At 53.2% G+C, this 26,337-nt stretch carries 25 protein-coding genes, 1 tRNA gene and 1 pseudogene; 18 read left to right on the top strand and 9 right to left on the bottom strand.

Annotated elements, in window-relative coordinates:
• Nucleotides 1-23: 23 nt before the first annotated feature.
• The 3 genes from ACMYUL_RS12275 to ACMYUL_RS12265 form a co-directional block, all read right to left on the bottom strand.
• On the bottom strand, nt 24-1,907 hold the full coding sequence (locus ACMYUL_RS12275; protein WP_415770849.1) for a tetratricopeptide repeat protein: 1,884 nt from the start codon (nt 1,905-1,907) through the stop codon (nt 24-26).
• A gap of 369 nt (nt 1,908-2,276) precedes the next feature.
• Nucleotides 2,277-3,641: a sodium-dependent transporter gene (locus ACMYUL_RS12270; RefSeq protein ID WP_415770847.1), complete on the bottom strand. Its 1,365-nt coding sequence runs from the start codon at nt 3,639-3,641 to the stop codon at nt 2,277-2,279.
• Between the two features lie 286 nt (nt 3,642-3,927).
• Nucleotides 3,928-4,004 (bottom strand) — tRNA-Pro (locus tag ACMYUL_RS12265).
• A 407-nt stretch (nt 4,005-4,411) separates the two neighbouring features.
• Between ACMYUL_RS12265 and ACMYUL_RS12260 the strand changes: the two genes are divergently transcribed.
• Together ACMYUL_RS12260 and glnD are read left to right on the top strand one after the other, a co-directional pair.
• The gene (locus tag ACMYUL_RS12260) at nt 4,412-4,729 is read left to right on the top strand and encodes a helix-turn-helix domain-containing protein (protein WP_415770845.1); all 318 of its coding nucleotides are present in this window, start codon (nt 4,412-4,414) and stop codon (nt 4,727-4,729) included.
• A 51-nt stretch (nt 4,730-4,780) separates the two neighbouring features.
• Nucleotides 4,781-7,342, top strand: a complete 2,562-nt coding sequence (glnD, locus tag ACMYUL_RS12255) for a [protein-PII] uridylyltransferase (protein ID WP_415770843.1) — start codon at nt 4,781-4,783, stop codon at nt 7,340-7,342.
• Between the two features lie 39 nt (nt 7,343-7,381).
• Here glnD and ACMYUL_RS12250 read toward each other — a convergent pair whose 3' ends face one another.
• On the bottom strand, nt 7,382-7,828 hold the full coding sequence (locus tag ACMYUL_RS12250) for a DUF4375 domain-containing protein (RefSeq protein WP_415770841.1): 447 nt from the start codon (nt 7,826-7,828) through the stop codon (nt 7,382-7,384).
• Between the two features lie 118 nt (nt 7,829-7,946).
• Here ACMYUL_RS12250 and ACMYUL_RS12245 point away from each other — a divergent pair, with 118 nt between their 5' ends.
• From ACMYUL_RS12245 to ACMYUL_RS12220, 6 genes are all read left to right on the top strand, one after another.
• Nucleotides 7,947-8,297: a helix-turn-helix domain-containing protein gene (locus tag ACMYUL_RS12245; protein ID WP_415770839.1), complete on the top strand. Its 351-nt coding sequence runs from the start codon at nt 7,947-7,949 to the stop codon at nt 8,295-8,297.
• On the top strand, nt 8,201-9,097 hold the full coding sequence (locus tag ACMYUL_RS12240) for an IS3 family transposase (RefSeq protein WP_415770255.1): 897 nt from the start codon (nt 8,201-8,203) through the stop codon (nt 9,095-9,097). The genes ACMYUL_RS12245 and ACMYUL_RS12240 overlap by 97 nt, the downstream gene beginning before the upstream one ends.
• Nucleotides 9,098-9,215: 118 nt before the next feature.
• The gene (locus tag ACMYUL_RS12235; protein WP_415770837.1) at nt 9,216-9,479 is read left to right on the top strand and encodes a hypothetical protein; all 264 of its coding nucleotides are present in this window, start codon (nt 9,216-9,218) and stop codon (nt 9,477-9,479) included.
• Nucleotides 9,409-9,696, top strand: coding sequence for a hypothetical protein (locus tag ACMYUL_RS12230; protein ID WP_147611969.1), 288 nt, complete (start codon nt 9,409-9,411; stop codon nt 9,694-9,696). Before ACMYUL_RS12235 ends, ACMYUL_RS12230 begins: the two co-directional genes overlap by 71 nt.
• Nucleotides 9,697-9,739: 43 nt before the next feature.
• On the top strand, nt 9,740-11,104 hold the full coding sequence (locus ACMYUL_RS12225) for a serine hydrolase domain-containing protein (RefSeq protein WP_415770834.1): 1,365 nt from the start codon (nt 9,740-9,742) through the stop codon (nt 11,102-11,104).
• Between the two features lie 213 nt (nt 11,105-11,317).
• Complete coding sequence (locus ACMYUL_RS12220; RefSeq protein WP_415770833.1) at nt 11,318-11,617, top strand: DUF4336 domain-containing protein; 300 nt, start codon at nt 11,318-11,320, stop codon at nt 11,615-11,617.
• Nucleotides 11,618-11,661: 44 nt separating this feature from the next.
• On the opposite strand, the gene ACMYUL_RS12215 is transcribed toward ACMYUL_RS12220, so the two are convergent.
• Together ACMYUL_RS12215 and ACMYUL_RS12210 are read right to left on the bottom strand one after the other, a co-directional pair.
• A complete protein-coding gene (locus tag ACMYUL_RS12215) occupies nt 11,662-12,558 on the bottom strand; it encodes an IS3 family transposase (protein ID WP_415770831.1) in 897 nt (298 codons plus the stop codon).
• Entirely contained in the window at nt 12,462-12,812 is a 351-nt protein-coding gene (locus ACMYUL_RS12210; protein ID WP_415770829.1) for a helix-turn-helix domain-containing protein, read from the bottom strand. The genes ACMYUL_RS12215 and ACMYUL_RS12210 overlap by 97 nt, the downstream gene beginning before the upstream one ends.
• A 291-nt stretch (nt 12,813-13,103) precedes the next feature.
• Here ACMYUL_RS12210 and ACMYUL_RS12205 point away from each other — a divergent pair, with 291 nt between their 5' ends.
• Nucleotides 13,104-15,257 carry a TonB-dependent siderophore receptor gene (locus tag ACMYUL_RS12205; RefSeq protein WP_415770827.1) on the top strand — a complete coding sequence of 718 codons (2,154 nt, stop codon included), beginning with the start codon at nt 13,104-13,106 and terminating at the stop codon, nt 15,255-15,257.
• 64 nt (nt 15,258-15,321) lie between these two features.
• Complete coding sequence (locus ACMYUL_RS12200) at nt 15,322-15,588, top strand: hypothetical protein (protein ID WP_224783336.1); 267 nt, start codon at nt 15,322-15,324, stop codon at nt 15,586-15,588.
• On the opposite strand, the pseudogene ACMYUL_RS12195 reads toward ACMYUL_RS12200, so the two are convergent.
• Nucleotides 15,544-16,141: pseudogene (locus tag ACMYUL_RS12195) on the bottom strand (IS30 family transposase); the annotation flags it as partial. The gene ACMYUL_RS12200 and the pseudogene ACMYUL_RS12195 overlap by 45 nt on opposite strands.
• Nucleotides 16,142-16,246: 105 nt before the next feature.
• On the opposite strand from ACMYUL_RS12195, the gene ACMYUL_RS12190 reads away from it, so the two are divergent.
• Nucleotides 16,247-16,597: a helix-turn-helix domain-containing protein gene (locus ACMYUL_RS12190; RefSeq protein WP_308862247.1), complete on the top strand. Its 351-nt coding sequence runs from the start codon at nt 16,247-16,249 to the stop codon at nt 16,595-16,597.
• Complete coding sequence (locus ACMYUL_RS12185; RefSeq protein WP_415770825.1) at nt 16,501-17,397, top strand: IS3 family transposase; 897 nt, start codon at nt 16,501-16,503, stop codon at nt 17,395-17,397. The genes ACMYUL_RS12190 and ACMYUL_RS12185 overlap by 97 nt, the downstream gene beginning before the upstream one ends.
• A gap of 72 nt (nt 17,398-17,469) precedes the next feature.
• Here the strand turns inward: ACMYUL_RS12185 and argH are convergent, their stop codons facing one another.
• A complete protein-coding gene (gene argH, locus ACMYUL_RS12180; protein WP_415770823.1) occupies nt 17,470-18,849 on the bottom strand; it encodes an argininosuccinate lyase in 1,380 nt (459 codons plus the stop codon).
• Between the two features lie 77 nt (nt 18,850-18,926).
• Here argH and ACMYUL_RS12175 point away from each other — a divergent pair, with 77 nt between their 5' ends.
• A complete protein-coding gene (locus ACMYUL_RS12175; RefSeq protein WP_070513685.1) occupies nt 18,927-19,967 on the top strand; it encodes a sensor histidine kinase in 1,041 nt (346 codons plus the stop codon).
• A gap of 66 nt (nt 19,968-20,033) precedes the next feature.
• Nucleotides 20,034-20,780 (top strand): thermonuclease family protein, encoded by a 747-nt coding sequence (locus ACMYUL_RS12170; protein ID WP_415770821.1) that lies wholly within the window; start codon nt 20,034-20,036, stop codon nt 20,778-20,780.
• A gap of 198 nt (nt 20,781-20,978) precedes the next feature.
• On the opposite strand, the gene ACMYUL_RS12165 is transcribed toward ACMYUL_RS12170, so the two are convergent.
• The gene (locus ACMYUL_RS12165) at nt 20,979-21,398 is read right to left on the bottom strand and encodes a hypothetical protein (protein WP_415770819.1); all 420 of its coding nucleotides are present in this window, start codon (nt 21,396-21,398) and stop codon (nt 20,979-20,981) included.
• A gap of 189 nt (nt 21,399-21,587) precedes the next feature.
• Between ACMYUL_RS12165 and ACMYUL_RS12160 the strand changes: the two genes are divergently transcribed.
• The 4 genes from ACMYUL_RS12160 (at nt 21,588) to hemE (ending at nt 26,239) form a co-directional block, all read left to right on the top strand.
• Nucleotides 21,588-22,319, top strand: a complete 732-nt coding sequence (locus tag ACMYUL_RS12160; protein ID WP_415772962.1) for a uroporphyrinogen-III synthase — start codon at nt 21,588-21,590, stop codon at nt 22,317-22,319.
• A complete protein-coding gene (locus ACMYUL_RS12155) occupies nt 22,306-23,838 on the top strand; it encodes a uroporphyrinogen-III C-methyltransferase (protein WP_415770817.1) in 1,533 nt (510 codons plus the stop codon). Before ACMYUL_RS12160 ends, ACMYUL_RS12155 begins: the two co-directional genes overlap by 14 nt.
• Nucleotides 23,835-25,058, top strand: a complete 1,224-nt coding sequence (locus ACMYUL_RS12150) for a heme biosynthesis protein HemY (protein WP_003744308.1) — start codon at nt 23,835-23,837, stop codon at nt 25,056-25,058. The genes ACMYUL_RS12155 and ACMYUL_RS12150 overlap by 4 nt, the downstream gene beginning before the upstream one ends.
• A gap of 119 nt (nt 25,059-25,177) precedes the next feature.
• Complete coding sequence (gene hemE, locus ACMYUL_RS12145; protein ID WP_415770815.1) at nt 25,178-26,239, top strand: uroporphyrinogen decarboxylase; 1,062 nt, start codon at nt 25,178-25,180, stop codon at nt 26,237-26,239.
• The last annotated feature ends 98 nt before the right edge of the window (nt 26,240-26,337 follow it).

The following is a 26,337-nucleotide window of genomic DNA, read 5'->3' as shown; positions in this document are numbered from 1 at the left end:
TTGTTTTCAGACGACCCCTTTCATTATTTCGTTTTTACGGAACGTCCCGATTGGGCTTTTTTCGCTGGTTTAGGAGCCGCTTCCACGCCAAAACGCTTCATGGTTTCCCGCAATATTTTCATATCACCTTCACCCTTCAGGCTGTCCGTCCATATTTTTTTGGCTTTTTCCTGATCTCCAGATGCCCACAATGCTTCGCCCAAGTGTGCAGCAACTTCTGCATCAGGATATTTTTCAAACGCATATTGCAAATAAGGCAATGCGGTTTGCACATCATCTTTCAGGAAATACGCCCAGCCCAAACTGTCGTTGATGGCAGGGTTTTCCGGTTCGATTTGATAAGCAGCCTGAATCAATTTGAAGGCTTCGTCTAAATGCTCCTTGGTCGGAGAAAGCAAAATATAGCCTAAAGCATTCAAACCGTTGGCGTTATCCGGTGCCAATTCGACTACACGGCGCAAATCGGCAATGGCTTTGCCCTGATCGCCCATACGGTCATAAATCATAGCGCGTTGGTACAAAGCATCAGGCAACTGCTCCGCTGCATCCGGCTGTCGGCTGATTTTGGGCAACATTTTATTCAGTTCGGACAAAGCCTCTTGCAAATTATCGTGTTTGGACAAAGCAAACAGGGTAACCCGTTGCAATTCCTTACTGCCGAAATAACGCCCCTCCTGCTCGGGCAGGCTTTGCGCCCTACGCGCTTCCGCTAAGGCTGCCTTACCGTTTCCTTGTTCGGCTTCTAATGAGGCACTAAAAACTGCTTTATCAAAAACATAACTGGGGGCAACCACTTTGGCGAGCCATTGTTTGGCTTTGGGATAGTCCTTAACATCGGCATAAGCCATCGCACCAATCAGAGCGGCACGGCTTTGCTGCTCGCTTGTTCCGATGTTATACGCTTTATCTAAATAATTGATGATTGTCGAAATATCGTCTTTGCGATTGTTTGCCAACAACGCCGCCTGAATATACAGGTCTGGATTCGGATTGTTTTCCAACAGCGTACGCAGGCGCGCATAGGCTTTGTCGTTTTGCTTATTGGAAATCAGATTAACGATTTCCAACTCCTGCCATACGGGCGAAAGATTGCGCGTATCGGTTTGATCGAAGAAACCATTTAATATCTCGGGACTGCGTTGCGCCATCAGCCGCAAAGTCAGTAAAGTCGGCGGCAGCATCTCTGCATCAAGCCCTGCCAAACGTTGCAATGCCGCAATGGCATGTTTCTTTTTGCCGCCTTGCGCGCTGAAAATCACATCGGCAATCGCAGCTTCCGGCAAATCTTTATATTTCAAAGCTTCCTTATGGACTTGTGACGAAGCTTTCTCTGCCAGCCCCGGCTGCTGGATTGCCGCCTGAGCCAACAGCAGGAAAATACGCTGATTCTGTTCTTCGCTGGCATTGGCCAAAATATCATCCAAACCATTCAAGGTCTTATCGCCCTGCCCCAGCAAGATATTGCGCAACCAAGTCATACGTTTTTGCGCATTACCCGGAACAGGTTCGATTTCACGCCATTTTTGATAAATCATTTCCGCCTGTTGGAACGCATTGAGCGAAACCGCCATTTCTAAAGCGCGCTCCGCCACTTCAGGTGATTTGGTATTGTTCAACATCATCATATATGTTGCCAACGCCGTACCGGCATCGCCTTTTTGCAGCAGTATTTCACCGCTCAACAAGGTAAATATCTGATTCGCACGGTTTTGTATATTCACACGGCGAGCCTGCTCGATCTTGAATTCATCAGGCGTAAAGCGGTTTCTCTTTTGAATAATCTGTTTCACGTCTTTCGGTGTTTTCACCTCGACGGCATTATCCTGTCTGGCGGCGGAAACTTGCACCGCAAACAACATCATGACCGCAGCGACAATGGTGCGGGCGCGGGTTGGGGACAGCAACATAACAATCCTTTGTGTACAAAAAAGCCGCATCAGAATTCATACGGCCATAATCAAACGTAACTTTATCACAAGCAGCCAACTTTGTAGATTTAAGCAACCGTAAACCTAATGTAATAATCCTCCGTTTCAGACGACCCCTTCTTCTAAGTTTCTCTATACAGACTGGTCTTTTCAACCACGCAAACACCACTTTTCATGTATGCATACATAATACACTTACCCCTTTACAGATATCTGAACGCAAAAAAAAATCGCGCTCGATGCAGTTTAAAATAAAAAAAGCCGGGCTCTGTTATTTACAGAACCCGGCTTTTATAACTACGCCGAGAATTTCGGCAGTTTCAAATTTTCAGACGACCTTATATGCCATTACAACAGGTTGCTGACAAAAATCAGCAAAATCACCAACGGTACAAGGTATTTCACATAGGCAAACCAAATATTGACCGTCGTATGGTTGCCTTTATAAAGCAATTCGTCCTTCGCTTCGTCCTTCATCACGAAACCGACAAACAGCGCGGAGCCGAGCGCGGTCAGCATAAACAAGATGTTGCCGCTGATGTAGTCAAAGGCATCGAAAATATTTTTGCCGAACACGGAAACGTCTTTCCACGGGCCATAGCTCAAAATGGACGGGATGTTGCCGAAGATAAAGATAGCAGCCAATACAATCGTAATCGCGGCGGTACGGCGGATTTTGGTTTTTTCCTGAATGGTCGTAATCAACACTTCATAAATGGTCAGCGAAGTCGTCAGCGCGGCAATCAGGAGAAGCGAGAAGAAAATCACAGCGAACACAGGTCCCGCCCACATATTCGAGAACACAATCGGCAGGCTTTGGAACACCAAAGTCGGGCCGGAATTGGGCGCGACGCCGAAGCTGAAGAGCGACGGGAAAATCATAAAACCCGCCAGTACGGCGATGATGGTATTGGTAATTGCCGTAATGACTGCCGTTTGAACCAGATTTTCGTTTTTATCCAGATAGCTGGACAAGGTAATCATCACGCCGAAACCCAAGCTCAAAGCGAAAAATACCTGCCCCAAAACGAAGACGAACAGTTCGGCGGTAATCTTGCTGAAATCAGGCTTTAGATAGAAAGTAATCCCTTCCATCGCGCCCGGCAGGGTAACGTTGCGCACGACCATGGCAATCAGGAACAAAAACAGTAGCGGCATCAGGTATTTTGCCGCTTTTTCAATGCCGCCGATGACGCCTTTGACCAAAATCCATTGGTTCACCGCCACAAATAGCAGCGTATAAAACGCAATTTCCCAAGGGCTGTTTTCCATGTGTTCGGTGAAAAAGCTTTTCGTTATTTCGCCGCTGACAGGATTAGAAATATTCAGATTTCCACCAATAATATTAACGATATAGCTGATCACCCAGCCGCCGAGTACCATGTAATAAGCCATAATGCCGAACGCACCGAGCAAACCCATCCAGCCGACCAGTTTCCAAATTTTGGCGACAGGTTTGCCGTTCATCGATCCACCGAACGCATCCAGCGCGTTCACACCTTTGCGCCGTCCGATGACGTTTTCCACCAAAATCATCGGAATACCGATAACAAACATGGCGATACAGAATAAAAACACATACGCGCCGCCGCCGTTTTCACCGACCAAATACGGGAAACGCCACGTCGCGCCGAAACCGACAGTCGCGCCGGCAACAGTAAGGATATAAGTCAAACGGTTGGACCAAGTTTGACGGGGTTGGTTGGAAGACATAAAACACCAGCTGCCTTGTTGGGAAAACTCCAAATTATACGCGAACGGATTAACGGTTCTTAACTGAATATCAAAAAGCAGTATAGTGAATATATCTATTAAATTTATATTTTTCAGAGGATAACCACAAATATGAAGGTCGTCTGAAAATAAAACAGGGGATATAGCTGGATACACCGGCAATCCACTGTCATTTTCTACCTTGTTAAAATTGCAGTGTCCATACTCGAATCTACGATATGAAAAAACCTGCTTTGATCATGAAATCAAAGCAGGTTTTTATATTTGGTCGGAATGAGAGGATTCGAACCTCCGACCCCTTCGTCCCGAACGAAGTGCGCTACCGGGCTGCGCTACATTCCGAATGAGCAGGCATTATAGAGGAATTTTCGGCAGGATGCACGGATTTTGTTCACAATCTAAAATAAAAATAGATGAATTGCCTTCAATCTGCCCCTGTTTTCAATTAACATAACCTATCTTTAAAATTTATTTTATAAATAATCCTCAGACTTGATTTGAATCAAAGCTCCAAATTGAGTTTCATTTATAATCGCCGACATTGGAACTGAGACGACATTTCTCAAAGTCCTCAAGATTTTCTGATCAGTAGATGATACATCTGCTTTGATTTAATACTCTCTATCTCTTTCCTCTTGATGTGTGTGTGTTTGGGTGTGGCTGTTGCCACCCCTTTTTTTGGCTTTTATGTGAAGTAAAATCCGTAACAGCAAATTCTTAACTTTAACCATTTATCCGGAAACAAAATCATGAGCAATAAATTGACTCCGCCTGCCGAACTGCCTAATGAACAGGATTTACGGGCGGTATTGGCGTACAACATGCGGCTTTTCCGCGTGAATAAGGGTTGGTCTCAGGAAGAGCTGGCGCGGCAATGCGGTTTGGACAGGACTTATGTATCGGCTGTGGAGCGCAAACGCTGGAACATTGCGTTGTCGAATATTGAAAAGATGGCGACGGCTTTGGGCGTGGCGGCGTATCAGTTGCTGCTGCCGCCGCAGGAACTGCTAAACCTGATGACCAATCCCTCGGCTGTCCAGCAGAGGTCGTCTGAAAACGATATTTGACTGCCTAACCACCTTTAGCCTTACGCCATCCATAACTCGAAAGAATAAAAAATGTCTGCAAACCTGTCTTCAGCATTGGAAACCTTCAAACAGCAACGTGATGCCGCCGAAGCGCATTATTTAAAAGCCAACCGCGTGTCGGTGTTCTTCAAGGAATACACGGCGGCAGTCGAAACCTTGCTGGCGGCACTTTGGGACAAACATTTCCAAAACAGCGGTTTATGCCTGATGGCAACCGGTGGCTTCGGGCGCGGCGAGTTGTATCCTTATTCTGATTTGGATTTGGCGGTCGTGTCGTCTGAAACCGTTTCAGACGACCTTCAAGAAAAAATCGCGGCTTTTGTGCAGGATTTGTGGGACATGAAACTTGCGCCGTCGGTCAAAAGCGGTAGCGTTGACGAACTATGCGAAAGCGTGCGCGATGATATTACTGGGGACACGGCGTTTTTAGAGGCTCGTTTTTTGTTCGGCAACCGCCAGACAGCAGACGAGTTGACGGAAAAAATGAACGCGCAACGCAATGTAGCGGCGTTTATCGAAGCAAAACTGGTGGAGATGGAACACCGCCATGCCAAATCGCAAGGCTCAGGGGCGGTGTTGGAACCGAACATCAAAAGCTGTCCGGGCGGTCTGCGCGACATCCACACCCTGCTTTGGATAGCGAAAGCGCAAGGTTTGGCAACCAATCTTCCTGCGTTGGTACAACAAGGTATTCTGACGCGCACCGAAGCCGGTATGCTTTCGCACGGCTACCGCCGCCTCGCCCACATCCGCATCCATCTGCATTTAAACGCGAAGCGCGCCGAAGACCGCCTGCTGTTCGATTTGCAGCCGCAAGTCGCCGAAAGCATGGGTTATGAAGGCTTGAACCTCCGCCGTCAAAGCGAAGAACTGATGCGCGTGTTTTACCGCGCAATTAAAACCGTCAAACAACTGAGCGGCATCCTCACGCCCATGCTGCAAAGCCGCGTTTCCTCCACCCCGATGCGCGTTACCCTGCGGATTGACGACGACTACATCCAAGTCAACAACCAAATCGCCGCGCGGCACACCGATATTTTTTTCAGACGATCCGAACACATTTTCAAAATCGTCGAAATCATGCAGCAGCGCAACGACATTACCGCGCTCGAACCGCAAACCCTGCGCGCATGGTGGGGGGCGACGCGCAAAATCAACCGCAGCTTCTACCAAAATCCCGAAAACCGCCGCCGCTTCGCCGGTTTTTTCCGCCGCGGCAACGGGCTGACCCAAACCCTGCGCTTTCTCAACCTCTACGGCGTGTTGGGCCGCTATCTGCCCGCATGGGAAAAAATCGTCGGACTGCTTCAACATGACCTGTTCCACATTTATCCTGTGGACGACCACATCCTCGCCGTCGTCCGCAACGTCCGCCGCCTTGCCCTAGACATGCACAGCCACGAGCTGCCTTACGCCTCTGCACTGATGCAGTCCTTTGAAAAACAAGACATCCTTTATCTCGCCGCCTTCTTCCACGACATCGCCAAAGGACGCGGCGGCGACCATGCCATACAAGGCATCGCAGACGCGCGCCAATTTGCCGCCGACCACTTCCTGACCGAAGAAGAAAGCGACCTGCTCGCCTGGCTGGTCGAAAACCACCTGCTCATGTCCACCGTCGCCCAGAAAGAAGACATCCAAGACCCCGACGTACTCGATGCCTTCTGCAAACGCGTACAAACCCACGAACGCCTCAGCGCACTCTACCTCCTGACCATTTCCGACATACGCGGCACCAATCCCAAACTGTGGAACGCATGGCGCGCCAGCCTGCTGGAAAGCCTGTTTCACGCCGCCGGACGCTACCTCGCAGGCAACGGAGGCAATCCGCACGCCCTCTTCGGCCGCCGCCAGCAAGAAGCCGCCGAATTGCTTACCCGCGCCGCCGTCCCCGAAAAACAGCAGAAAAAACTATGGAACGCGCTCGGTTCCGCCTATTTCGCCCGCCATCAGTCCCGCGAAATCCTGTGGCACGCCGCCAACCTCGTACACGACTTTGAAACCCCCATCGTCCGCAGCCGCATCCTGCCCAAAAGCGACAGCTTTCAAGTCATGGTCTTCATGCCCAACGGCCCGCGCCTGTTCGCCCGCCTCTGCCGCATCTTCAGCCGCCACGGCTTCGACATCCTCGCCGCCCGCGCCTTCATTACCGAACACGACTACATCCTCGACACCTTCATCGTGCAAATCCCCTCGCAGCACGCCCCCGAAGACTACCCCGACATCCAAAGCGCGCTCGAAGCCGAACTCAACAGCTTTATCCACGGACACACCGTTGCAGAAACCCAAAGCCGCAGCCGCCGTATCAGCCGCCGCAGCCGCTACATGCCGATTGCGCCAAGCATCACCATCACCCCCGAAGAAGACTACCCCGACTGGTACTCCGTCGAAATCACCGCCGTCAACCGCCCCTTCCTGCTCGCCGACATGGCGGAAGTCTTCTTCGCCCACAACGTCAGCCTGCGCTACGCCAAAATTTCCACGCTGGACGAACGCATCGAAGACAGCTTCATCGTCTTCAGCCCCGATTTGAAAAATCCGAAAACGCAGTCATCGTTGAAACAGGCTTTATTGGAACAATTGTCGGTGTGATGGTTGGATTTAAAGGAAAAGCAAGAGGTCGTCTGAAAATCAGCTCAAATAATGTTGCCAGCCTTTTTGACATAAATTATCAGGGTCTTCCCAATATTGCTCGTCTAAGTCCTCAAGGAGATTTTCACTTTCCAAACTGAGATATTTCGGAATATCCCATGTTTCCTTTAAAACTTTTCCTTCTTTTTGCACTCTCTGTACCTCAGACGTAACTGTCTCGAGTGCCTGGCGTATCAAGGCTGCACTACGATTGGCCTTCATTTTTTCTAAAATATCGCAGGTCGTTTCGGCGGCAGAAAAGCCCCAATTACATAAAAACTGGAGCATGCCGCCGTTGTAAATATCGGCTTCCACGCGCCAAATGTAAACCAATTCTTGCTCTTGTTTATCCAAACGGTCGAAATTTCCATCGTATTTATCGAACAAACGGTCAACAGTTTGTTGCAACAGTGATTCAAAAATTTCTACTTGATCTTGTTCGTTCATCATTTTTCCCAATAGATACAGCCGGATTACAAAAGGTCGTCTGAAACCCTGTTTCCAGTTTGAACTGTACCCCAAAAGTTGGACACATCCCTTCCAACTCACAAGGTGCAGTTTTTTTATGAGCAAATATACATTACACTTCAAATACCAAGCCGTACTCCACTACCTGCACATACGCAGCCAACAGCGTACCGCAGACCACTACGGCATCTCCCGAACCCACCTGCGACGATGGATACGCGCCTATCAAGAAGGCGGCATCGGCGCACTCGAACATCCACAATCCAAAACCATGACCGAACACCGCAAAAACCCCTTCATCGCCGACAAACCCGACCAAGAAAAAACACAGGCAGAGCTTATCGAAGAGTTGTGCTATATGCGCGCAGAGGTCGCCTACCTAAAGGAGTTAAAAGCCCTCAGCCAAAAGCGGACCGAAAAGGACAAAGCCAAACCGTCCAAACACTGAGGGCGCAACACCCGCTCAAATACCTGCTGCACATCGCACACCTGCCCAAAAGCAGCTTTTACTACCATCACCAAGATCGACCCGATCCCGACGAGGCCGACAAAGCCCTCCTTGTCGAAACCTACAAACGGCATAAAGGACGCTACGGACAAAGGCGCATTGCCGCAGCATTGGATTGGAACCGCAAAAAAGCGGCGCGGTTGATGAAACAGATGGGGCTGAAAGCCAAAATACGGGCGAAAAAAGCCTACCGCCATCCCGCCATGGGCGAAATATCGGAACACCTCCTCAAACGCCGGTTCACAGCCAAAAAGCCCAACGAAAAATGGCTGACCGACGTGACCGAACTCAAAGGGAGCGACGGCAAACTGTACCTCTCGCCAATCTTGGACTTGTTCAACCGCGAGATCGTCGCCTACGCCATGAGCCGCAATGCTAACAGCGAAATGGTGAAGGAAATGCTTGAAAAAGCCGCGCCCCGGCTGACCGGCGAAGGAACGATGCTGCATTCCGACCAAGGCGTGCTGTACCGTACGGCGGGATATAGGGAATTGCTTGCCCAACATTCCATGGTTCAAAGCATGTCGCGAAAGGCGAACTGCTGGGACAATGCGCCGATGGAAAGCTTCTTTGCGGTGTTGAAGACGGAGTGTTTCTATAACGCAGGAGAATTGACGGTGGACGAATTGATGAAACAGATAGATGACTATATGGATTACTACAACCGGGAGCGTTGCAGTCTGAAATTGAAAAAGCTGAGTCCTGTCGCATACAGAACCCAGCTTGCACAGAGCGCCTGAAAAGGCTTTTATGAGTGTCCAAGATTTGGGGGCCAGTTCACCTTTTTCTGTTATGGAAAGTTGCACTTCAAATGCGAATCCGCCAGCATCAAAGCAGCCCCGCCCGAAAGAAAACCCCATGCGACCCCTAATCACAGCCCTTATCCTGCTCGCCGCCTGCACCGATTCCAATCCAAACATCCACGAGCTGCCCGCCATGACCGCCAGCCCCAGCCAAGCCCCCGACCAAACCGAACAGCCCAACGGCAAAACCCTGCTGCGACAAGCTCAACAGCAATACGACGGTTACTACAAATACCAAGCCGCTTATCTTGCCTACCAAGCCGCGCAGGCGGGCGAAACCCTGTCGCCGCATCTGGCCGAGCTGGCAAAAAACTACTAACCCGACGCCTCCCGCCACGCCGCAGTATTTTGACATTTTGCCGCAAGACCTTGCCGCCGTAACCACACAAGCCGAACAAGGCAGCCGCAAAGCCGCCGCGCGCCTTGCCGAATATTACCAATTTGCCGCCTACGGCTTACCCGACCCACCCGAAAACGAGCGCAAAGCCAAAGCCGAATACTGGCAAAAACGCGCCCAAGAAGCGCAGGCAAAATAGGCAGCCTGAAACCCCACCCTGTCCCAACCCAAAAGGCAATCCCATGAAAAAAAACCTCATCCTCCCTCTCCTACTCGCCCTATCCCTCCCCGCCCTCGCCGACCCCATCGACGACTTCGCCCAAGCCGAGCTTGAGCGGCAAAAAATCCCCGGCCTTGCCGTCGGCATCTACCGCAATGGCAGCATTGTCAAACAACAGGGCTACGGGCTGGCAAACGTAGAACACCAAATCCCCGTCTCCGCCGACACCGTGTTTCAGACGGCCTCCATCGGCAAAATGTTCGCCGCCGCCGCCGTGATGCTCCTCGTGGAAGACGGCAAAATCCGCCTTGACCAATCCGTGCGCACCTACCTGCCCGAAGCCCCCAAAAGCTGGCAACCCATCACCATCCGCCACCTGCTCAACCACACCGGCGGCATCGGCAACACCGAAACCGACTGGCAGCAAAACAGCAGCGAAAAACACATGCTGCGCCGCATCTACGCCGCCCCGCTGCAATTCAAACCCGGCAGCCGCTGGGCATACAGCAACAACGGCTACGCCCTACTCGGCGCCGTCATCACCCGCGTTTCCGGCAAACACTACGGCGAAATCCTGCAAGAGCGCGTGTTTGCCCCGCTGGGCATGACTTCCGCCCGCGTCATCAGCGAGCGCGACATCGTCCCCCACCGCGCCGCAGGTTATGAGCTTGACGACGCCGACGGCAGCCTGAAAAACCAAGAATGGGTCGCCCCCTATCACAACCAAACCGCCGACGGCTCGCTCTACCTCTCGCTCAACGACTACCGCCGCTGGCTCGCCGCCGTAGAAGCCCGCCAAATCCTCAAGCCCGAATCCTGGCGCGAAATCTTCACCCCCGCCCGCCTCAACAACGGCGACACCTACCCCTACGGCTTCGGCTGGTCGCTCGTGCCCGCCCCCGACGGCAACCCCATGAGCGGCCACCCCGGCGCATGGCAGGGCTTCAGCACCGAGCTGCGCCGCTACGAAGGCGACGGCACCGCCATCGTCGTCCTCACCAACCTTGCCGGCGTCGATACCGAAACCATCATCGAAGGCATCGCCGCGCGCACCAACCCGCGCTACCAAAAAACCCACGCCCCCATCGCCGACCAGCATCCCGCCCTCACCCGCGACTTCGAGCGCGTCCTGCTGCTCGTCAAACAAGGCAAACCGCACCCCGCCGTGCCCAAAGGTCGTCTGAAAGACCTGCACGCCAAATTCGCCGACGCAGGCAAGTGCCAAGCTCTGCCCACCCGCCACCAAAACAACGGCGACATCCAAGAGCGAGACTACCGCGTAGTCTGCGAAAAACGCATATTTGAAGGCAACGCCGATTTTGTCAAAGGCAAAACCGTGCGGCTGTGGCTGGAAGAAACGGTGGATGATGCGGGGACGAAACCGTAGGTCGGGCATAAATGCACGACCTACCAACTCATACGTTATTTTGATTGGGAATTTGAAGATTACACAGCCTGAAAAGAACACCCCAAGTCCGCCATCCATCTCTACCACCCGCTGAACACCCTCAAACCCTTCGATCAAAACATCTGGATTACCGACGGCGGCGAAATCTGCATGGCGTTTCCGCTCGGCGTCAAAATCCCGTTCAGCACCCGCATGGCCGTGGTGCGGCTCGCGGATGGCGGTTTGTGGTGCCACTCGCCCATCGACCCCGCGCCCGAGTTGTTCGCGCAAATCGACGCGCTGGGCGAAGTAAGGCATTTGGTCTCGCCCAACAAAATCCATTACGCTCACATTAGCGCATGGCAGGCGCGCTATCCGCAGGCACTGGTGTGGGCAAGTGCTGGCGTGCGCGAACGGGCGGCGGCGCAGGGCATCGCCATCGCGTTTGACGACGATATAAATAGCCCGATTTCGTCCAATATTGCAGGCATGTGCTTGCAGATGTTCCGCTGACAAATGAACTGGCCCCCAAATCTTGGACGCTCATAAAAGCCTATTCAGGCACTCTGTGCAAGCTGGGTTCTGTATGCGACAGGACTCAGCTTTTTCAATTTCAAACTGCAATGCTCCCGGTTGTAGTAATCCATATAGTCATCTATCTGTTTCATCAATTCGTCCACCGTCAATTCTCCTGCGTTATAGAAACACTCCGTCTTCAGTACCGCAAAGAAGCTTTCCATCGGCGCATTGTCCCAACAATTCGCCTTTCGCGACATGCTTTGAACCATGGAATGTTGTGCAAGCAATTCCCTATACCCCGCCGTACGGTACAGCACGCCTTGGTCCGAATGAAGCATCGTTCCCTTATCAGTCAGACGGGGTGAGGCTTTTTCGAGCATTTCCTTCACCATTTCGCTCTTAGCATTGCGGCTCATGGCGTAGGCGACGATCTCGCGGTTGAACAGGTCCAAGATCGGCGATAGGTACAGTTTGCCGTCCTTTCCTTTGAGTTCGGTCACGTCGGTCAGCCATTTTTTGTTGGGCTTTTGGGCTTTGAACCGGCGTTTGAGGAGGTGTTCCGATATTTCGCCCATGGCAGGATGGCGGTAGGCTTTTTTCGCCCGTATTTTGGCTTTCAGCCCCATCTGTTTCATCAACCGCGCTGCTTTTTTGCGGTTCCAATCCAATGCTGCGGCAATGCGCCTTTGTCCGTATCGCCCTTTATGCCGTTCGTAGATTTCGGCGATAAGGGCTTTGTCGGCTGCGTCGGGGTCGGGGCGGTCTTGGTGGTGGTAGTAAAAGCTGCTTTTGGGCAGGTTTGCGATGTGCAGCAGGTATTTGAGCGGATGTTGCGCCCTCAGTGTTTGGACGGTTTGGCTTTGTCCTTTTCGGTCCGCTTTTGGCTGAGGACTTTTAACTCCTTTAGGTAGGCAACCTTTGCGCGCATATAGCACAACTCTTCGATAAGCTCTGCCTGTGTTTTTTCGTTGTCGGGTTTGTCGGCGATGAAGGGGGTTTTGCGGTGGTCGGTCATGGTTTTGGATTGGGGATGTTCGAGTGCGCCGATGCCGCCTTCCTGATAGGCGCGTATCCATCGTCGCAGGTGGGTTCGGGAAATGCCGTAATGATCTGCGGTACGCTGTTGGCTGCGTATGTGCAGGTAGTGGAGTACGGCTTGGTATTTGAAGTGTAATGTATATTTGCTCATAAAAAAACTGCACCTTGTGAGTTGGAGGGGATGTCCAACTTTTGGGGTGCAGTTCAGTTTCAGACGGCCTTTGCGCGCTCGGGCTGCGTCATGAGGCCGTCTGAAAGCAAGGCTTCAAAGAAATGAAACCGCATGCCTGCGGGTTCGGCCGTTTTCACGCCGTTGACGCTTCGCTTTCAGACGGCCTCTGCGTGCTTCTGTAAAACAAATTCAAACAAAACTTATAAAAACAATGCGTAACAAGTATAATCGCTATCGTTTTCAACTTTAACCACCACCAAGGACATCCTTATGAAATACCCGAAAAGCCGTCCCACTCTGCTCGCGCTGGCGCTGATGCCGCTGTTTGCCTTTGCCGAAGACGAAGCCACCTTGGATACGGTCACCGTTACCGGCACAAAACCCGCCACGCTCAACCAAGGTTATTCCACCGACGGCACTTACGCGCCCTTGGGCATCGGCATGACCCTGCGCGAAACGCCGCAGAGCGTGAGCGTAACCACCTCCAAACAAATGGAAGACTGGAAACTCGACAGCCTGCGCAAAGTGATGGAGCAGACCAACGGCGTCACCGTGAAAAGCGGCAGCGGCGGCAGCGACCGCTATGCCGGGCTGCACTCGCGCGGCATGGAAGTGAAAAACTTCCAGATGGACGGCGTGCCCTACCGCAGCTCCGGTTTCAGCAAAGACTCGTGGACAGGCTGGGGCGGCGTGGATACCCGCGCGCTCGACCGCGTGGAAGTGTTGCGCGGCGCGTCCGCCCTCTTGGGCGGCACGGGCGATCCCTCCGCACAAGTGAGCCTCGTGCGCAAACGTCCCACCAAAGACTTCAAAGCCGAAATCGGCACCGAAATCGGCAACCACAGCCGTTGGGGCGTAAACGGCGACGTTTCAGGCAGCCTGAACACCGAAGGCAGCCTGCGCGGACGCATTGTGTCCGGACACGAGCGCAGCGGCTACATGATTGAAGACGCGAAAATGCGCAACAGCAGCCTGTATGCCGTTGCCGAATGGGATGCCGCCCCCGCCACCACCCTCTCCGTCGGCACGCAGCTGCAAAACCGCCGCGAAACCGACACCCCCGTCTTCCTGCCCACCGCCTACGACAGCGAAGGCTACCCGCTGAAAAACGAAATCAGCCGCCACGCCAACAATTCGCCCAAAGGCACATCCTACAAATACAGCAGCCGCAACGTGTTCGCCGAAGTACGCCACCGCTTTTCGCCCGACTGGAAAACCAAGCTCGAATACAACTGGACGCGCAACACCATACACGACCGGCAGGGCTACGCGGCGATGAAAACCGACCACGACACCCGCCAAATCGACCTGCTCGAAACCGATTCCGGCGAAAAAAGCACCACCCATAGCTTCGTCGCCTCGGTGGACGGCAAATACAACCTTCTCGGTCGCAAACACGACATCCTGTTCGGCATCAGCGGCTTCAACACCAAAAACCGCGCCCCCAGCCGCTTTGCCCGTTACGACAACGCCTTCGGCCTGCACGACTTTCTAAACAACCGCAGCCTGCGCTCGGCCAACCCCGTACCCGACGCGGAATATACCGCCGACGACGACATCCGTGCCCGCCAGTTCGGCGGCTACTTCGCCACTCGCTTCCGCCCCGTCGAACGCCTCGCCCTGATCGGCGGCGCGCGCTACAGCCGCATCACCATGCAAAAAGCCGAACACGTCGCAGGCACAAACGAAAAAGTAACCCGCAGCAAAGCCACCCCCTACATCGGCGCCGTGTTCGACCTGAGCGAAAACCTCTCCGCCTACATCAGCTACGGCACCTCGTTCGAGCCCGTGTTCGACAAAGGCCAAGACGGACGCTTCCTCAAACCCACCACCGGCCGCAACATCGAAATCGGCCTCAAAGGCGAATTTTTCGACCAACGCCTCAACGTCTCCGCCGCCCTCTTTGACACCCGCAAAAACGGCATGCCCAAATACGTGGAAAGCGGCGACTACTACGTTTCCGAAGACAACATCCGCACACGCGGCTTTGAAACCGAAGCCGCCGGCCGCATTAACGACAACTGGTTCGTCAGCGCAGGCTACACCGTGCAAAACCGCAAAGGCGGCGAAGACTCCTACGAAGCCGACCTGCCGCGCCACCAAATTAAACTCGCCACCACCTATGATTTGAACGAGCGTCTCACCCTCGGCGGCAGCCTGCGCTGGCAGAGTAAAACCAGCAACATCAACAAAAGCGCGCTGGCCGACGAAAACGACGCTCCCTCGCTCGAACGCGCCCGCAAGTCTGCCACCCAGAAAGCTTACACCCTGGTTGACCTGATGGCCGCCTACCGCATCGGCAAAAACTCCGAAGCCACCTTAAACGTCAACAACGTCTTCAACACCCGCTACCGTACGCTTTCCACCTTCCTCGCCTACGGCGAAGCGCGCAGCGCAGTGTTGGGCTTCAAATACCGCTTTTAAATGGGTACAGCCAACCAACCTGGCTTACGGCTGGAAAGAGTCGAATTTAGGCAACAGCTATGAGATGGTTCTAACTGACGAATCACTGAATCGCCCGACATTGGATTGGGCAGACGTACCGAACAACGAGAACCTGCTCGGACAACGGCATTACCGCCGCTGCCGCACCACTGTCTACAACATTGAGGTCGAGGATTACCACACCTATTGCGTCGATTATCAATGTATCCTGGCGCATAACCAGAATTTATGTCGCCCTGCGATGCACGCAGTTTCCGAACTCATTGCAGATGATGGCGTAGCGGGTAACGCGTCCAACCAAGGTCAATAATGCACTTTTCTGTCCTTTGCCGACGATGGTGTCGGCTTCCCAATCGCCGATGCGGGCTTTTTGGTCGACGACGGCGGGTCGGTTTTCTATACCGACGCGGTTGGGCACTTTGCCTCTGGTCTATGTGCTGCCGTAGCGTTTGCGGTAGGTTTTGCTGCATATTCTGAGGTGTTGCCACAAGGTGCCGCCGTTGCTTTTGTCTTGGCCGAAGGTAGCGGTAAACGGTGCTGTGATGGAGTGTGATCCGGTGGTGTTTATGCAGGTAGGCGCATACTTGTTCGGGACTGAGTTTGCGGCGGATAAGGGTGTCGATGTACTGAATCAGCTGCGAATCGAGCTTGTAAGGTTTTCGCCGGCGCTGTTTGGTCAGCCGGCTTTGCCGTTGTGATTTTTCGGCGCTGTATTGCTGCCCTTGGGTACGGTGCCGTTTGATTTCGCGGCTGATGGTGCTTTTGTGGCGATTAAGCTGTTTGGCGATTTCGGCGATGGTGCAGTGGCGGGACAGGTATTGGATGTGGTATCGTTCGTCTTGGGTCAGTTGCATGTAGCTCATGGCAATCTTTCTTGCAGGAAAGGCCGTATGCTACCGCATACTGGCCTTGAACTGCACCCCAAAAGTTGGACACATCCCCTCCAACTCACAAGGTGCAGTTTTTTTATGAGCAAATATACATTACACTTCAAATACCAAGCCGTACTCCACTACCTGCATATACGCAGCCAACAGCGTACTGCAGACCACTACGGCATCTCACGAACCCACCTGAGACGATGGATACGCGCCTATCAAGAAGGCGGTATCGGCGCACTCGAACATCCCCAATCCAAAACCATGACCGACCACCGCAAAAACCCCTTCATCGCCGACAAACCCGACCAAGAAAAAACACAGGCAGAACTTATCGAAGAGTTGTGCTATATGCGCGCAGAGGTCGCCTACCTAAAGGAGTTAAAAGCCCTCAGCCAAAAGCGGACCGAAAAGGACAAAGCCAAACCGTCCAAACACTGAGGGCGCAACACCCGCTCAAATACCTGCTGCACATCGCACACCTGCCCAAAAGCAGCTTTTACTACCATCACCAAGATCGACCCGATCCCGACGAGGCCGACAAAGCCCTCCTTGTCGAAACCTACAAACGGCATAAAGGACGCTACGGACAAAGGCGCATTGCCGCAGCATTGGATTGGAACCGCAAAAAAGCGGCGCGGTTGATGAAACAGATGGGGCTGAAAGCCAAAATACGGGCGAAAAAAGCCTACCGCCATCCCGCCATGGGCGAAATATCGGAACACCTCCTCAAACGCCGGTTCAAAGCCCGAAAGCCCAACGAAAAATGGCTGACCGACGTGACCGAACTCAAAGGGAGCGACGGCAAACTGTACCTCTCGCCAATCTTGGACTTGTTCAACCGCGAGATCGTCGCCTACGCCATGAGCCGCAATGCTAACAGCGAAATGGTGAAGGAAATGCTTGAAAAAGCCGCGCCCCGGCTGACCGGCGAAGGAACGATGCTGCATTCCGACCAAGGTGTGCTGTACCGTACGGCGGGATATAGGGAATTGCTTGCCCAACATTCCATGGTTCAAAGCATGTCGCGAAAGGCGAACTGCTGGGACAATGCGCCGATGGAAAGCTTCTTTGCGGTGTTGAAGACGGAGTGTTTCTATAACGCAGGTGAATTGACGGTGGACGAATTGATGAAACAGATAGATGACTATATGGATTACTACAACCGGGAGCATTGCAGTTTGAAATTGAAAAAGCTGAGTCCTGTCGCATACAGAACCCAGCTTATACAGAGCGCCTGAATAGGCTTTTATCGGGTGTCCAAGATTTGGGGGCCAGTTCAGTTTTCAGACGACCTCCTTACTTCATTTTCTTTAAGCCAACAATTCCCGCCAGCGTTTCACTTGAAAGCGCACTTGCTCCGGCGCGGTTCCGCCCAAGTGGTTGCGCGCGTTCAGGCTGCCTTCGGGTGTCAGTACGCCATACACGTCGTCTGAAATCAGCTTGCTGAAACCTTGCAGGACTTCGATTGGCAGTTCGCTCAAGTCAACGCCCGCTTGGTCGGCGTGGCGCACGGCTTGGGCAACGACTTCGTGGCTGTCGCGGAAAGGCATGCCTTTTTTCACCAAGTAATCCGCCAAATCGGTGGCGGTGGCGAAGCCCTGCATCACGGCGGCGCGCATATTGTCGGGTTTGACGGTCACGCCGCGCATCATGTCTGCGTAAATCCGCAGGGTGTCGATGAGCGTATCGGCGGTGTCAAACAGCGGTTCTTTGTCCTCCTGATTGTCTTTGTTGTATGCCAAAGGCTGAGATTTCATCAGGGTAATCAGGCCGATAAGGTGTCCGATGACACGGCCGGATTTGCCGCGCACGAGTTCGGGCACATCGGGATTTTTCTTCTGCGGCATGATAGACGAACCTGTGCAGAAACGGTCGGCAATGTCGATAAAGCCAAAACGCGGACTCATCCACAAAATCAATTCTTCGGACAAGCGACTCAGGTGAACCATAATCAGCGAGGCGGCGGCGGTGAACTCGACGGCAAAATCGCGGTCGGATACGGCATCGAGCGAGTTTTGGCAGATTTGTTCGAAACCTAGCAATTCGGCGGTGATTTCGCGCTGAATCGGATAAGTCGTACCGGCAAGGGCGGCAGCACCGAGCGGCATACGGTTGACGCGTTTGCGACAGTCGGTCATGCGTTCGAAATCGCGTCCGAGCATTTCGACGTAGGCGAGCATGTGGTGTCCGAAGCTGACGGGCTGGGCGACTTGCAGATGGGTGAAACCGGGCATGACGGTTTCGGCGTTTTGTTCCGCCAAATCGACCAAGGCCGTCTGAAGGCTCCGAATCAGGTCTTGAATAACGGTAATCTGGTCGCGCAGCCACAGGCGGATGTCGGTGGCAACTTGGTCGTTGCGGCTGCGGCCGGTATGCAGGCGTTTGCCGGCATCGCCGATTTTTTCGGTCAGGCGGCGTTCGATGTTCATGTGGACGTCTTCCAAATCCAGCGACCAAGAAATAGTACCGTCCTTGATTTCTGCTATAATCTCCGCCATTCCCTGACGAATCGCCGCCAAATCTTCTTCACTCAAAACACCTGATTGAACAAGCATTTGCGCGTGAGCCAGCGAACCCTGAATGTCCCACTCGGCAAGCCGTTTATCGAAATCGATCGAACCGGTGTATTTTTTCACCAGTTCGGAAACAGGCTCGTTAAAACGGCCCGACCAGGTTTTGTCCTTACTCATGGTTTCGTCCTTCAGATAAAATAACAGAGCCAATAAGGCTCGTATAAACGCATTAAAAGAAAACGGTTGGAAATTTTATGTCTATTATACGTCAAATCAACAATACATTCGCCGTCCCGGACTTGCGCAATTCGGCAACAGTCGTGCGCCTTTTGATTATTGTCTTGGGCAGTCTGTTCTTTCTACCCTTGATCAGCGATTCCTCGCTCCCCTATTCCGCAGAGATTTACCATCATTCCCAATGGGTGTTTCCCGTATTGCTGGGGATTTTGGTTAAAGCCTATTTCGTCAATATCTTCACCCCTGCCATCAAAACATCGCCCTACGGCGTCATTATTACCTACTTTTTAAATTTATCGATATTTGCAATCGTCGATTTTTTCATTCTGAAAACACACGGCAGAACGCTCTCGCAACATTTTTTCCTGTTCAACCTTTTCCTGCTCGGGCTGATGTATTACGAAGCCTCGCGCCGGAACGGCCTTGCGCCTTCGGTTTCCGAAGCCCGCCTCAGCGCGCTGACCGCCCGCATCCGCCCGCATTTCCTGTTCAACAGCCTTAATGCCGCCATCAGCCTGATCCGCCTGCGCCCGTATGACGCGGAAACCCTGTTGGAAAACCTCGCCAACCTCTTCCGCGCCCAACTGCGCGACGGCAGCCAAAGCAGTACTTTAGGACAGGAAATCGAGTGGGCGCAAGAATACATCGCCATCGAACAAATCCGCATGGGTCATATGCGCGTGCAGGTTATGTGGCAGCACCAAGCACCCGATGACGCGGAAACGCCGCACCTCCTGCTCCAACCCCTTTTGGAAAACGCGGTTTTCCACGGCGTCGAATCGACCCACCGCCCCGGCATGATTACCGTGTTTACCAAGCTCAACAAATCATCCATCTACATCCGCATCGAAAACCCATACACCCCGCCTGAAAGTAGCGAAAACGCCAAGCCGCACAAGGGCAACTCGATGGCGCTGCGCAACCTTAAAGAACGCCTGACGCTGATGTACGACAACGACGCCAAAATCCAAAGCCGCCAACTCGACGGCATTTTCCGCGTCGACATCCGCCTGCCTTACCGCAAAAAAGCGTCTGATGTGAACAGACTGTTCGGTTAATACAACCATTCCCCAAAGGTCGTCTGAAAAGTTTCAGACGACCTCAAACAAACCACCGTCAACCTTATGAAAACCAAAACAATCTTAAAATGGCTTCCCGTGGTTTTGTCCGTCTTGGGCGCATTGGGTTACAGCTCGCACGATACCGAAATCATCCGCTCCGGCGTGCAATTCGCTTCTGCGCTCACCGGCAACAGCCATTTCGGCATGGAAGCCTTCGGCGCATTATTATCGGAAACCGTCAAGACAGGGGCGTCTGAAAATAATGCACACCCAAGCCGTCCGCACACTCAAAAGCGCAATCCCACCGCTCCCCATACCTATCGCGGCAAAATCTCCAAAATCCACGACGGCGACACGCTCCACGTTATCGACGAAGACGGCGCGAAACACAAAATCCGCATGGCGTATATCGACGCACCCGAAATCAATCAAGCATACGGCACACGTTCGCGGGACAACTTGATGGACGCCGCCGACGGCAAAAAGGTGAAGGTGCGCGTATTTGAAACAGACCGCTACCAACGCGAAGTCGCGCAGGTTTCCGTCGGCACAACCGATTTGAACCTCATGCAACTGCGCGACGGAGCGGCATGGCATTACGACAGCTACGCCAAAAAACAACAAAGCAAAACCGCCTACACCGATTACGCCGCCGCCCAAAAACAAGCGAAACAAAAACGCAAAGGCTTGTGGAGCGGTAAAAATCCCCAAGCCCCGTGGGACTTCCGCCGCGAAGAACGCGAAGGGCAAAACGGCGGACACAACGAGCGCCGTGAAGCATCAGACGGACAATGGTTTGGGATTTGGTAACCAAGGGCTCTCGACATTTAATTTTCCAAGTGGATTTTTGTTCATAAAGCGGAAGATTCAAGGCGGAAACCGCAACAAGGTTGGACACCTTGCGAGGATTTCCAACGCAACGGAAACTATTGAATCTCGACAGCTCCCAGTATAAACAAAGGTCGTCTGAAAAATATTTTCAGACGACCTTTTAATGAATCCAACAAACTAACGGCATTGCAGCCAAGTCCGTTTGAGATGATCGACATCCGTCACTTTACAGACATTTCCGGAGCAGTTGACCGAATAATCCACCTTGACGGGACTGCCCCATTGTTTGAAGCTGGCACGAATTTTGCCGTTAGACAAGGCAGACACGCTGACCTTGACTTCGGTTTCAGGGTCCTGACTGCTCCATATCGGATCGGCCTCAATACACAAATCCGCCGACCGAGAAGCGGTACGGATGGCTTTTTTCAAGGAATCATCGGCATATCGGTTCAAAATCTTCACGCCCGATTCATCATCGCGGCTTGCCTCTTGATAAATTTTCTTCACCAAACGGATCTTGGCGGCATTGTCTCCGCTTGCAAAAGAGACAGACGGCACCAGTAATGCAGCGAAAAGTATGGTCGCTATTTTGTTCATATTATGTTTTCCTAAAATCGAATCATGCCTAGCCTACCATCCAATGCTTTATTGAAACCATACTCAGTATTGACTTGGCAGGCATCAGCCGTAAAAATACAAAAAGAATTATATCTATTGGATATGCTTTTTCAAACCGATTTAAACGTCATCAACCCATTACCCATCCTATTTAAGAGGTCGTCTGAAATGCCTGTCATGCTGATTGTCCGTCCGTCCGCGCGTGCGGGAGATGATGTGCGCACCTGTTCTCAGGCAGGGTGGCGCGCGCGGGTGTTGAGTCCGGTTGAAATCGAGCCTGACGAAGCGGCGTTGCGCGGCTTGAAAGAGCAGTTTTCCCACGCGGATGCGGTGTTTTGGGTCAGTCCGACGGCGGTTGAAACCTCTGCGCCGTATGTCGATTTTTCAGACGACCTGAAAGTTCAGGTTGCAGTCGGTCAGGCAAGCGGTCGGGCTTTGGAACGCTGCAGCGCAAAAAATGTTTCTGTGCCGCAAGAAGGCAACGACAGCGAGGCGGTATTGCGGCTGCCGGTTTGGGGTACGCTGCCTCAGGGCGCGCGCGTATTGATTGTGCGCGGACGCGGCGGACGTGATTTTTTGGCAGAGTCGTTAAAGAAAAAAGGCTTTGCAGTGGAAATCGCGGAAGTGTATTTCAGACGACCTAATGAATTGAATTGGCAGGATTTTGATACAGAATCCATTGATTCCGCCTTTATTACTTCGGGCGAACTGGTACGCGGGCTGTTTGCGCAGGTTCCGCCGCAATTTTCCCGATTCTTCGAATCCTTGTTATACTTCACCCATCATCCGCGCATAGCCGACGCGCTTCGCGAGGCGGGTGCGCGCCACATACGGGTCGTCGCTTCTCTGAAAGCGGCACTTTCATCATTTCCTAAGGAGCAAACCGATGAGCCGGTCTGAAGACAATCCATCCGAAGCAAACGAAGCCGGTCGGCCGATTATCGTCGACAGTCAGGGCAACGCAGAGTCGTCTGAAACAGCGGCTCCGAAAAAGGCCAAGCAGCCTAAAACCTCCGAATACGCAGGAACACACATGTCTGAATCTAAAAATCTTCCCCAAAACCAACCCGCCCCCGTCATCATCAAACAATCCGGCGGCAGAGGGCTGGCAGTAGGCGCGCTGGTGCTGGCGCTGCTGGGTTTGGGCGCAAGCGGCTTTTTGTTTGTACAAGGGCAGAACGTTTTGAAAAACCAAGAGCTTTCGTTTAACCAAAAGCTCGATAAAGCTGCCTTGGGCGAATCTGAAAACGCTTTACTCCTGAAAGACCATTTAAACCGCCAAACCGCCATCCAAGCCGAAATCGACCGCTTGAGCAAAGCGCAAATGGCAAACAGCGAACAAATCCTGTTGACGCAAAAAGCTTATCAAGAGCTGACCAAAGGGCGCGTCAACTGGTTGGTTGACGAAGCGGAAACCATGTTGAACCTCGCCTCGCAGCAACTGCTGTTGTCAGGAAACGTACAAGGCGCGGCGGCGGTGTTGGAACACATCGACAGCCGCCTGAGCCGCTTCGACCAGTCCGAACTGCTGCCCATCAAACAAGCCGTCAGCCATGATTTGGCGGCATTGAAAAACCGTCCGTATGTCGATATTTCCGGCACGGCGTTGCGTCTCGACCGCTTGGAAACCGCTGTTTCCGGTCTGCCGCTGGTGTTGGACGGCGTATTGCAGCCGGGCGAGCAGGCACCAAGCAACGGCGCATCTTCAGGCTCTTGGTGGCAAAATGCTTGGGACAAATCTTTGGTTGCGCTGAAAGGGCTGGTTGAAGTCCGCCGACTCGACAATAAAGACGCCATGCTGCTGTCGCCCGAACAGGCGTATTTCGTCCGCGAGAACCTCCGCCTGCGCCTTTTGGACGCGCGTACCGCGTTGTTGCAGCATAACGGCGAGGTTTATCAAAGCGATTTGAACTACGTCGAAGCCGCGGTCAGACAATACTTTGACGGCAAATCACCCGCGACGCAGGCATGGTTGAAAGAATTGTCAGAATTGAAAGCACTGGAAGTGCGCATGATTTCAGACGACAGTTTGAAAGCCAGTCTCAGCGCAGTCCGCGCTTATCAAGACGGCACGCGCACTCCGGTCGCACTGCCCGAACCCGTAACGACCGCCGCGTCCGCGCCTCTGCCCTCCGCCGCTTCTGAAGCTGCCACTCCTCAAACCGCCGCGCCGGTAAATGAAACTGCTTCCGCACCAAAAACCGCATCGGCTCCGAAGGCTCCCCATCCTGCCAAAGCAAGACCCGCTCCTGCGCAGAAACCCGCCCCTGCCGCTCAAACAGACGCGAAACCTTTAGAAGCTCCGGCGCTGCCTTCCGAGGCCAAACCGCAAAACATTTCCGAGCCGGAAAAGAAAGCGGCCCCTGAAAAACAAAGCCGTCCTGCCGCCGATGTTGAGACCAAAGGAGGCCGCGCATGAAAGCTGTCGTCTGGATTGTCGTTTTATTCGCAGCCGCAGTCGGTATCGTCCTGACTTCCGGTGTTTACACGGGTAATGTCTATATCGTTGTCGGACAAGTCATGATGCGGGTCAACCTGCACGCCTTTATCTTAGGTTTGGTCCTTTTTGTCGTTGCCCTATATTTCCTGATCAAATTCATCGTCGGCCTGATGAACATCCCCGCCCGTATGCAGCGTTTCGGTACGGCGCGCAAAGGCCGTCAGGCAGCCGTCGCTTTGAACAGCGCAGGTTTGGCGTTTTTCGAAGGCCGCTTTGAAAAAGCCGAGCAAGAAGCCGCCAAAGTATTGGAAAACAAAGAAGCCGGCGACAACCGCAATCTTGCGCTGATGTTGGGTGCGCACGCTGCCGACCAAATGGAAAACTTCGAGCTGCGCGACCACTACCTGAAAGACATCGAAAAACTGCCGAACAAACAGCAGCTTTCCCGCTATCTGTTGTTGGCGGAATCCGCGCTCGGCCGCCGCGATTATCCGACCGCCCTGGAAAATCTGAACGCCGCCGCGCGCATCCATCCCAACCTGTCCCGCCTCGCCCGCCTGCAACTGCGTTATGCCTTTGACCACGGCGATGCGGAAGATGTGTTGGCGAAATCTGAAAAACTGATGAAAGCCGGCGCGATTAACGATTTTGAAGCGGAGCAATACCAAAGCTGGGCATACCGCCGCCTGTTGGCGGAAGCGTCAGACGCAGCTCGTCTGAAAGCCTGCCTGAAGCGTATTCCCGAAGCACTCAAAGCAGACGAATTGTGTGTCGCCATTGCCGAAAAATACGAGCGTCTCGGACTCTACACCGAAGCCGTCAAATGGGTACGCCACTACTATCCGCAAAACCGCCGTCCCGAACTTTTGGAAGCCTTTGTCGAAAGCGTCCGCTTCTTCAACGAACGCGGTCAGCAAAAAGCCATCGACCTTGCCGATTCTTGGCTGAAAGACAAACCTGACGACGCGCCGCTCTTGATGTACCTCGGACAGCTTGCCTACGGCCGCAGCCTGTGGGGCAAGGCACAAAGTTACCTCGAGGCCAGCATTGCCCTACAACCGAGCATCGCCGCCCGCCTCATGCTGGCACGCGTACTCGACGAAACCGGACAGCCGCAAAAAGCTCAGGAACAGCGGAAGTTAGTTTTGGAAGCCGTCTCCGAAGAAGAGCGCCACGCCGCGTTGGAACAGCATAGCTGAGTTTGAGAAACATCTTTATCTATCCCCTTTTCAGACGACCTTTCATTGCGGAAACCGCCGCAAAGGTCGTCTGAAAACCGTTTTCCTTCCCTGTTTTACAAACAAACCGAAAGCCCCACATGACCTCTTTGAAAAACAACACTTTCCTCCGCGCCCTGCTCAAACAGCCCGTCGAATACACGCCGATTTGGATGATGCGTCAGGCGGGGCGTTATCTGCCCGAATACAAAGCCACACGCGCGAAAGCGGGCAGCTTCCTCGATTTGTGTAAAAACACCGAATTGGCAACCGAAGTCACCATCCAGCCTTTAGAACGCTTCGATTTGGACGCGGCGATTTTGTTCTCCGACATCCTGACCGTCCCCGACGCAATGGGCTTGGGACTGTATTTTGCCGAAGGCGAAGGCCCGAAATTCGAACGCGCCTTGCAACACGAAGCCGATATCGCCAAGCTACAAGTTCCCGACATGGAAAAACTGCAATACGTTTTCGACGCGGTAACTTCCATCCGTAAAGCATTGGACGGTCGCGTGCCGCTTATCGGCTTCTCCGGCAGCCCGTTCACGCTCGCCTGCTACATGGTCGAAGGCGGCAGCAGCAAAGAATTCCGGACCATCAAAACCATGATGTACTCGCGCCCCGATTTGCTGCACAAAATCCTCGACACCAACGCCCAAGCCGTTACCGCCTACCTCAACGCCCAAATCGACGCGGGCGCGCAGGCGGTGCAGATTTTCGATACTTGGGGCGGCGTCCTGAGCGACGCGGCGTTTAAAGAGTTCAGCCTCAAATACATCCGCCAAATCGTTGCCGGATTGAAACGCGAAAGCGAAGGCAGACGCGTTCCCGTCATCGTGTTTGCCAAAGGCGGCGGGCTGTGGCTGGAGGGCATGGCGGAAATCGGCGCAGACGCATTAGGCTTGGACTGGACGTGCAACATCGGCGAAGCACGCCACCGCGTCGGCAACCAAGTCGCCCTGCAAGGTAACTTCGACCCGTTTGCCCTCTTCGGCACGCCCGAATCCATCCGCACCGAAGTCGCGCGCATCCTTGCCGACTTCGGACACGGCAGCGGTCATGTCTTCAACCTCGGACACGGCATCAACCAACACGCCGACCCCGAACACGCAAAAATCTTAGTCGATACCGTACACGAACTGTCGCGCCAATATCACGCCTGATTGAGCGCGTAACGTAAAAGGTCGTCTGAAACCAAGCTGCTTGGGCAGTTTTGGTTTTCAGACGACCTTTTGTTTTGCGTTGGGTTATAGTGGATTAA

The sequence above is a fragment of the Neisseria sp. CP9 genome, assembly GCF_047758525.1.
Lineage (GTDB): Bacteria > Pseudomonadota > Gammaproteobacteria > Burkholderiales > Neisseriaceae > Neisseria.
Note: the sequence above shows the minus strand (reverse complement) of the source record. Positions and strands in the feature narration are given on the sequence as shown.

Coding starts and splice junctions, on each gene's coding strand:
- ACMYUL_RS12275 (WP_415770849.1), bottom strand. CDS start 1,907: ATGTTGCTGTCCCCAACCCGCGCCCGCACCATTGTCGCTGCGGTCATG.
- ACMYUL_RS12270 (WP_415770847.1), bottom strand. CDS start 3,641: ATGTCTTCCAACCAACCCCGTCAAACTTGGTCCAACCGTTTGACTTAT.
- ACMYUL_RS12260 (WP_415770845.1), top strand. CDS start 4,412: ATGAGCAATAAATTGACTCCGCCTGCCGAACTGCCTAATGAACAGGAT.
- glnD (WP_415770843.1), top strand. CDS start 4,781: ATGTCTGCAAACCTGTCTTCAGCATTGGAAACCTTCAAACAGCAACGT.
- ACMYUL_RS12250 (WP_415770841.1), bottom strand. CDS start 7,828: ATGAACGAACAAGATCAAGTAGAAATTTTTGAATCACTGTTGCAACAA.
- ACMYUL_RS12245 (WP_415770839.1), top strand. CDS start 7,947: ATGAGCAAATATACATTACACTTCAAATACCAAGCCGTACTCCACTAC.
- ACMYUL_RS12235 (WP_415770837.1), top strand. CDS start 9,216: ATGCGACCCCTAATCACAGCCCTTATCCTGCTCGCCGCCTGCACCGAT.
- ACMYUL_RS12225 (WP_415770834.1), top strand. CDS start 9,740: ATGAAAAAAAACCTCATCCTCCCTCTCCTACTCGCCCTATCCCTCCCC.
- ACMYUL_RS12220 (WP_415770833.1), top strand. CDS start 11,318: ATGGCCGTGGTGCGGCTCGCGGATGGCGGTTTGTGGTGCCACTCGCCC.
- ACMYUL_RS12210 (WP_415770829.1), bottom strand. CDS start 12,812: ATGAGCAAATATACATTACACTTCAAATACCAAGCCGTACTCCACTAC.
- ACMYUL_RS12205 (WP_415770827.1), top strand. CDS start 13,104: ATGAAATACCCGAAAAGCCGTCCCACTCTGCTCGCGCTGGCGCTGATG.
- ACMYUL_RS12200 (WP_224783336.1), top strand. CDS start 15,322: ATGGTTCTAACTGACGAATCACTGAATCGCCCGACATTGGATTGGGCA.
- ACMYUL_RS12190 (WP_308862247.1), top strand. CDS start 16,247: ATGAGCAAATATACATTACACTTCAAATACCAAGCCGTACTCCACTAC.
- argH (WP_415770823.1), bottom strand. CDS start 18,849: ATGAGTAAGGACAAAACCTGGTCGGGCCGTTTTAACGAGCCTGTTTCC.
- ACMYUL_RS12175 (WP_070513685.1), top strand. CDS start 18,927: ATGTCTATTATACGTCAAATCAACAATACATTCGCCGTCCCGGACTTG.
- ACMYUL_RS12170 (WP_415770821.1), top strand. CDS start 20,034: ATGAAAACCAAAACAATCTTAAAATGGCTTCCCGTGGTTTTGTCCGTC.
- ACMYUL_RS12165 (WP_415770819.1), bottom strand. CDS start 21,398: ATGAACAAAATAGCGACCATACTTTTCGCTGCATTACTGGTGCCGTCT.
- ACMYUL_RS12160 (WP_415772962.1), top strand. CDS start 21,588: ATGCCTGTCATGCTGATTGTCCGTCCGTCCGCGCGTGCGGGAGATGAT.
- ACMYUL_RS12155 (WP_415770817.1), top strand. CDS start 22,306: ATGAGCCGGTCTGAAGACAATCCATCCGAAGCAAACGAAGCCGGTCGG.
- ACMYUL_RS12150 (WP_003744308.1), top strand. CDS start 23,835: ATGAAAGCTGTCGTCTGGATTGTCGTTTTATTCGCAGCCGCAGTCGGT.
- hemE (WP_415770815.1), top strand. CDS start 25,178: ATGACCTCTTTGAAAAACAACACTTTCCTCCGCGCCCTGCTCAAACAG.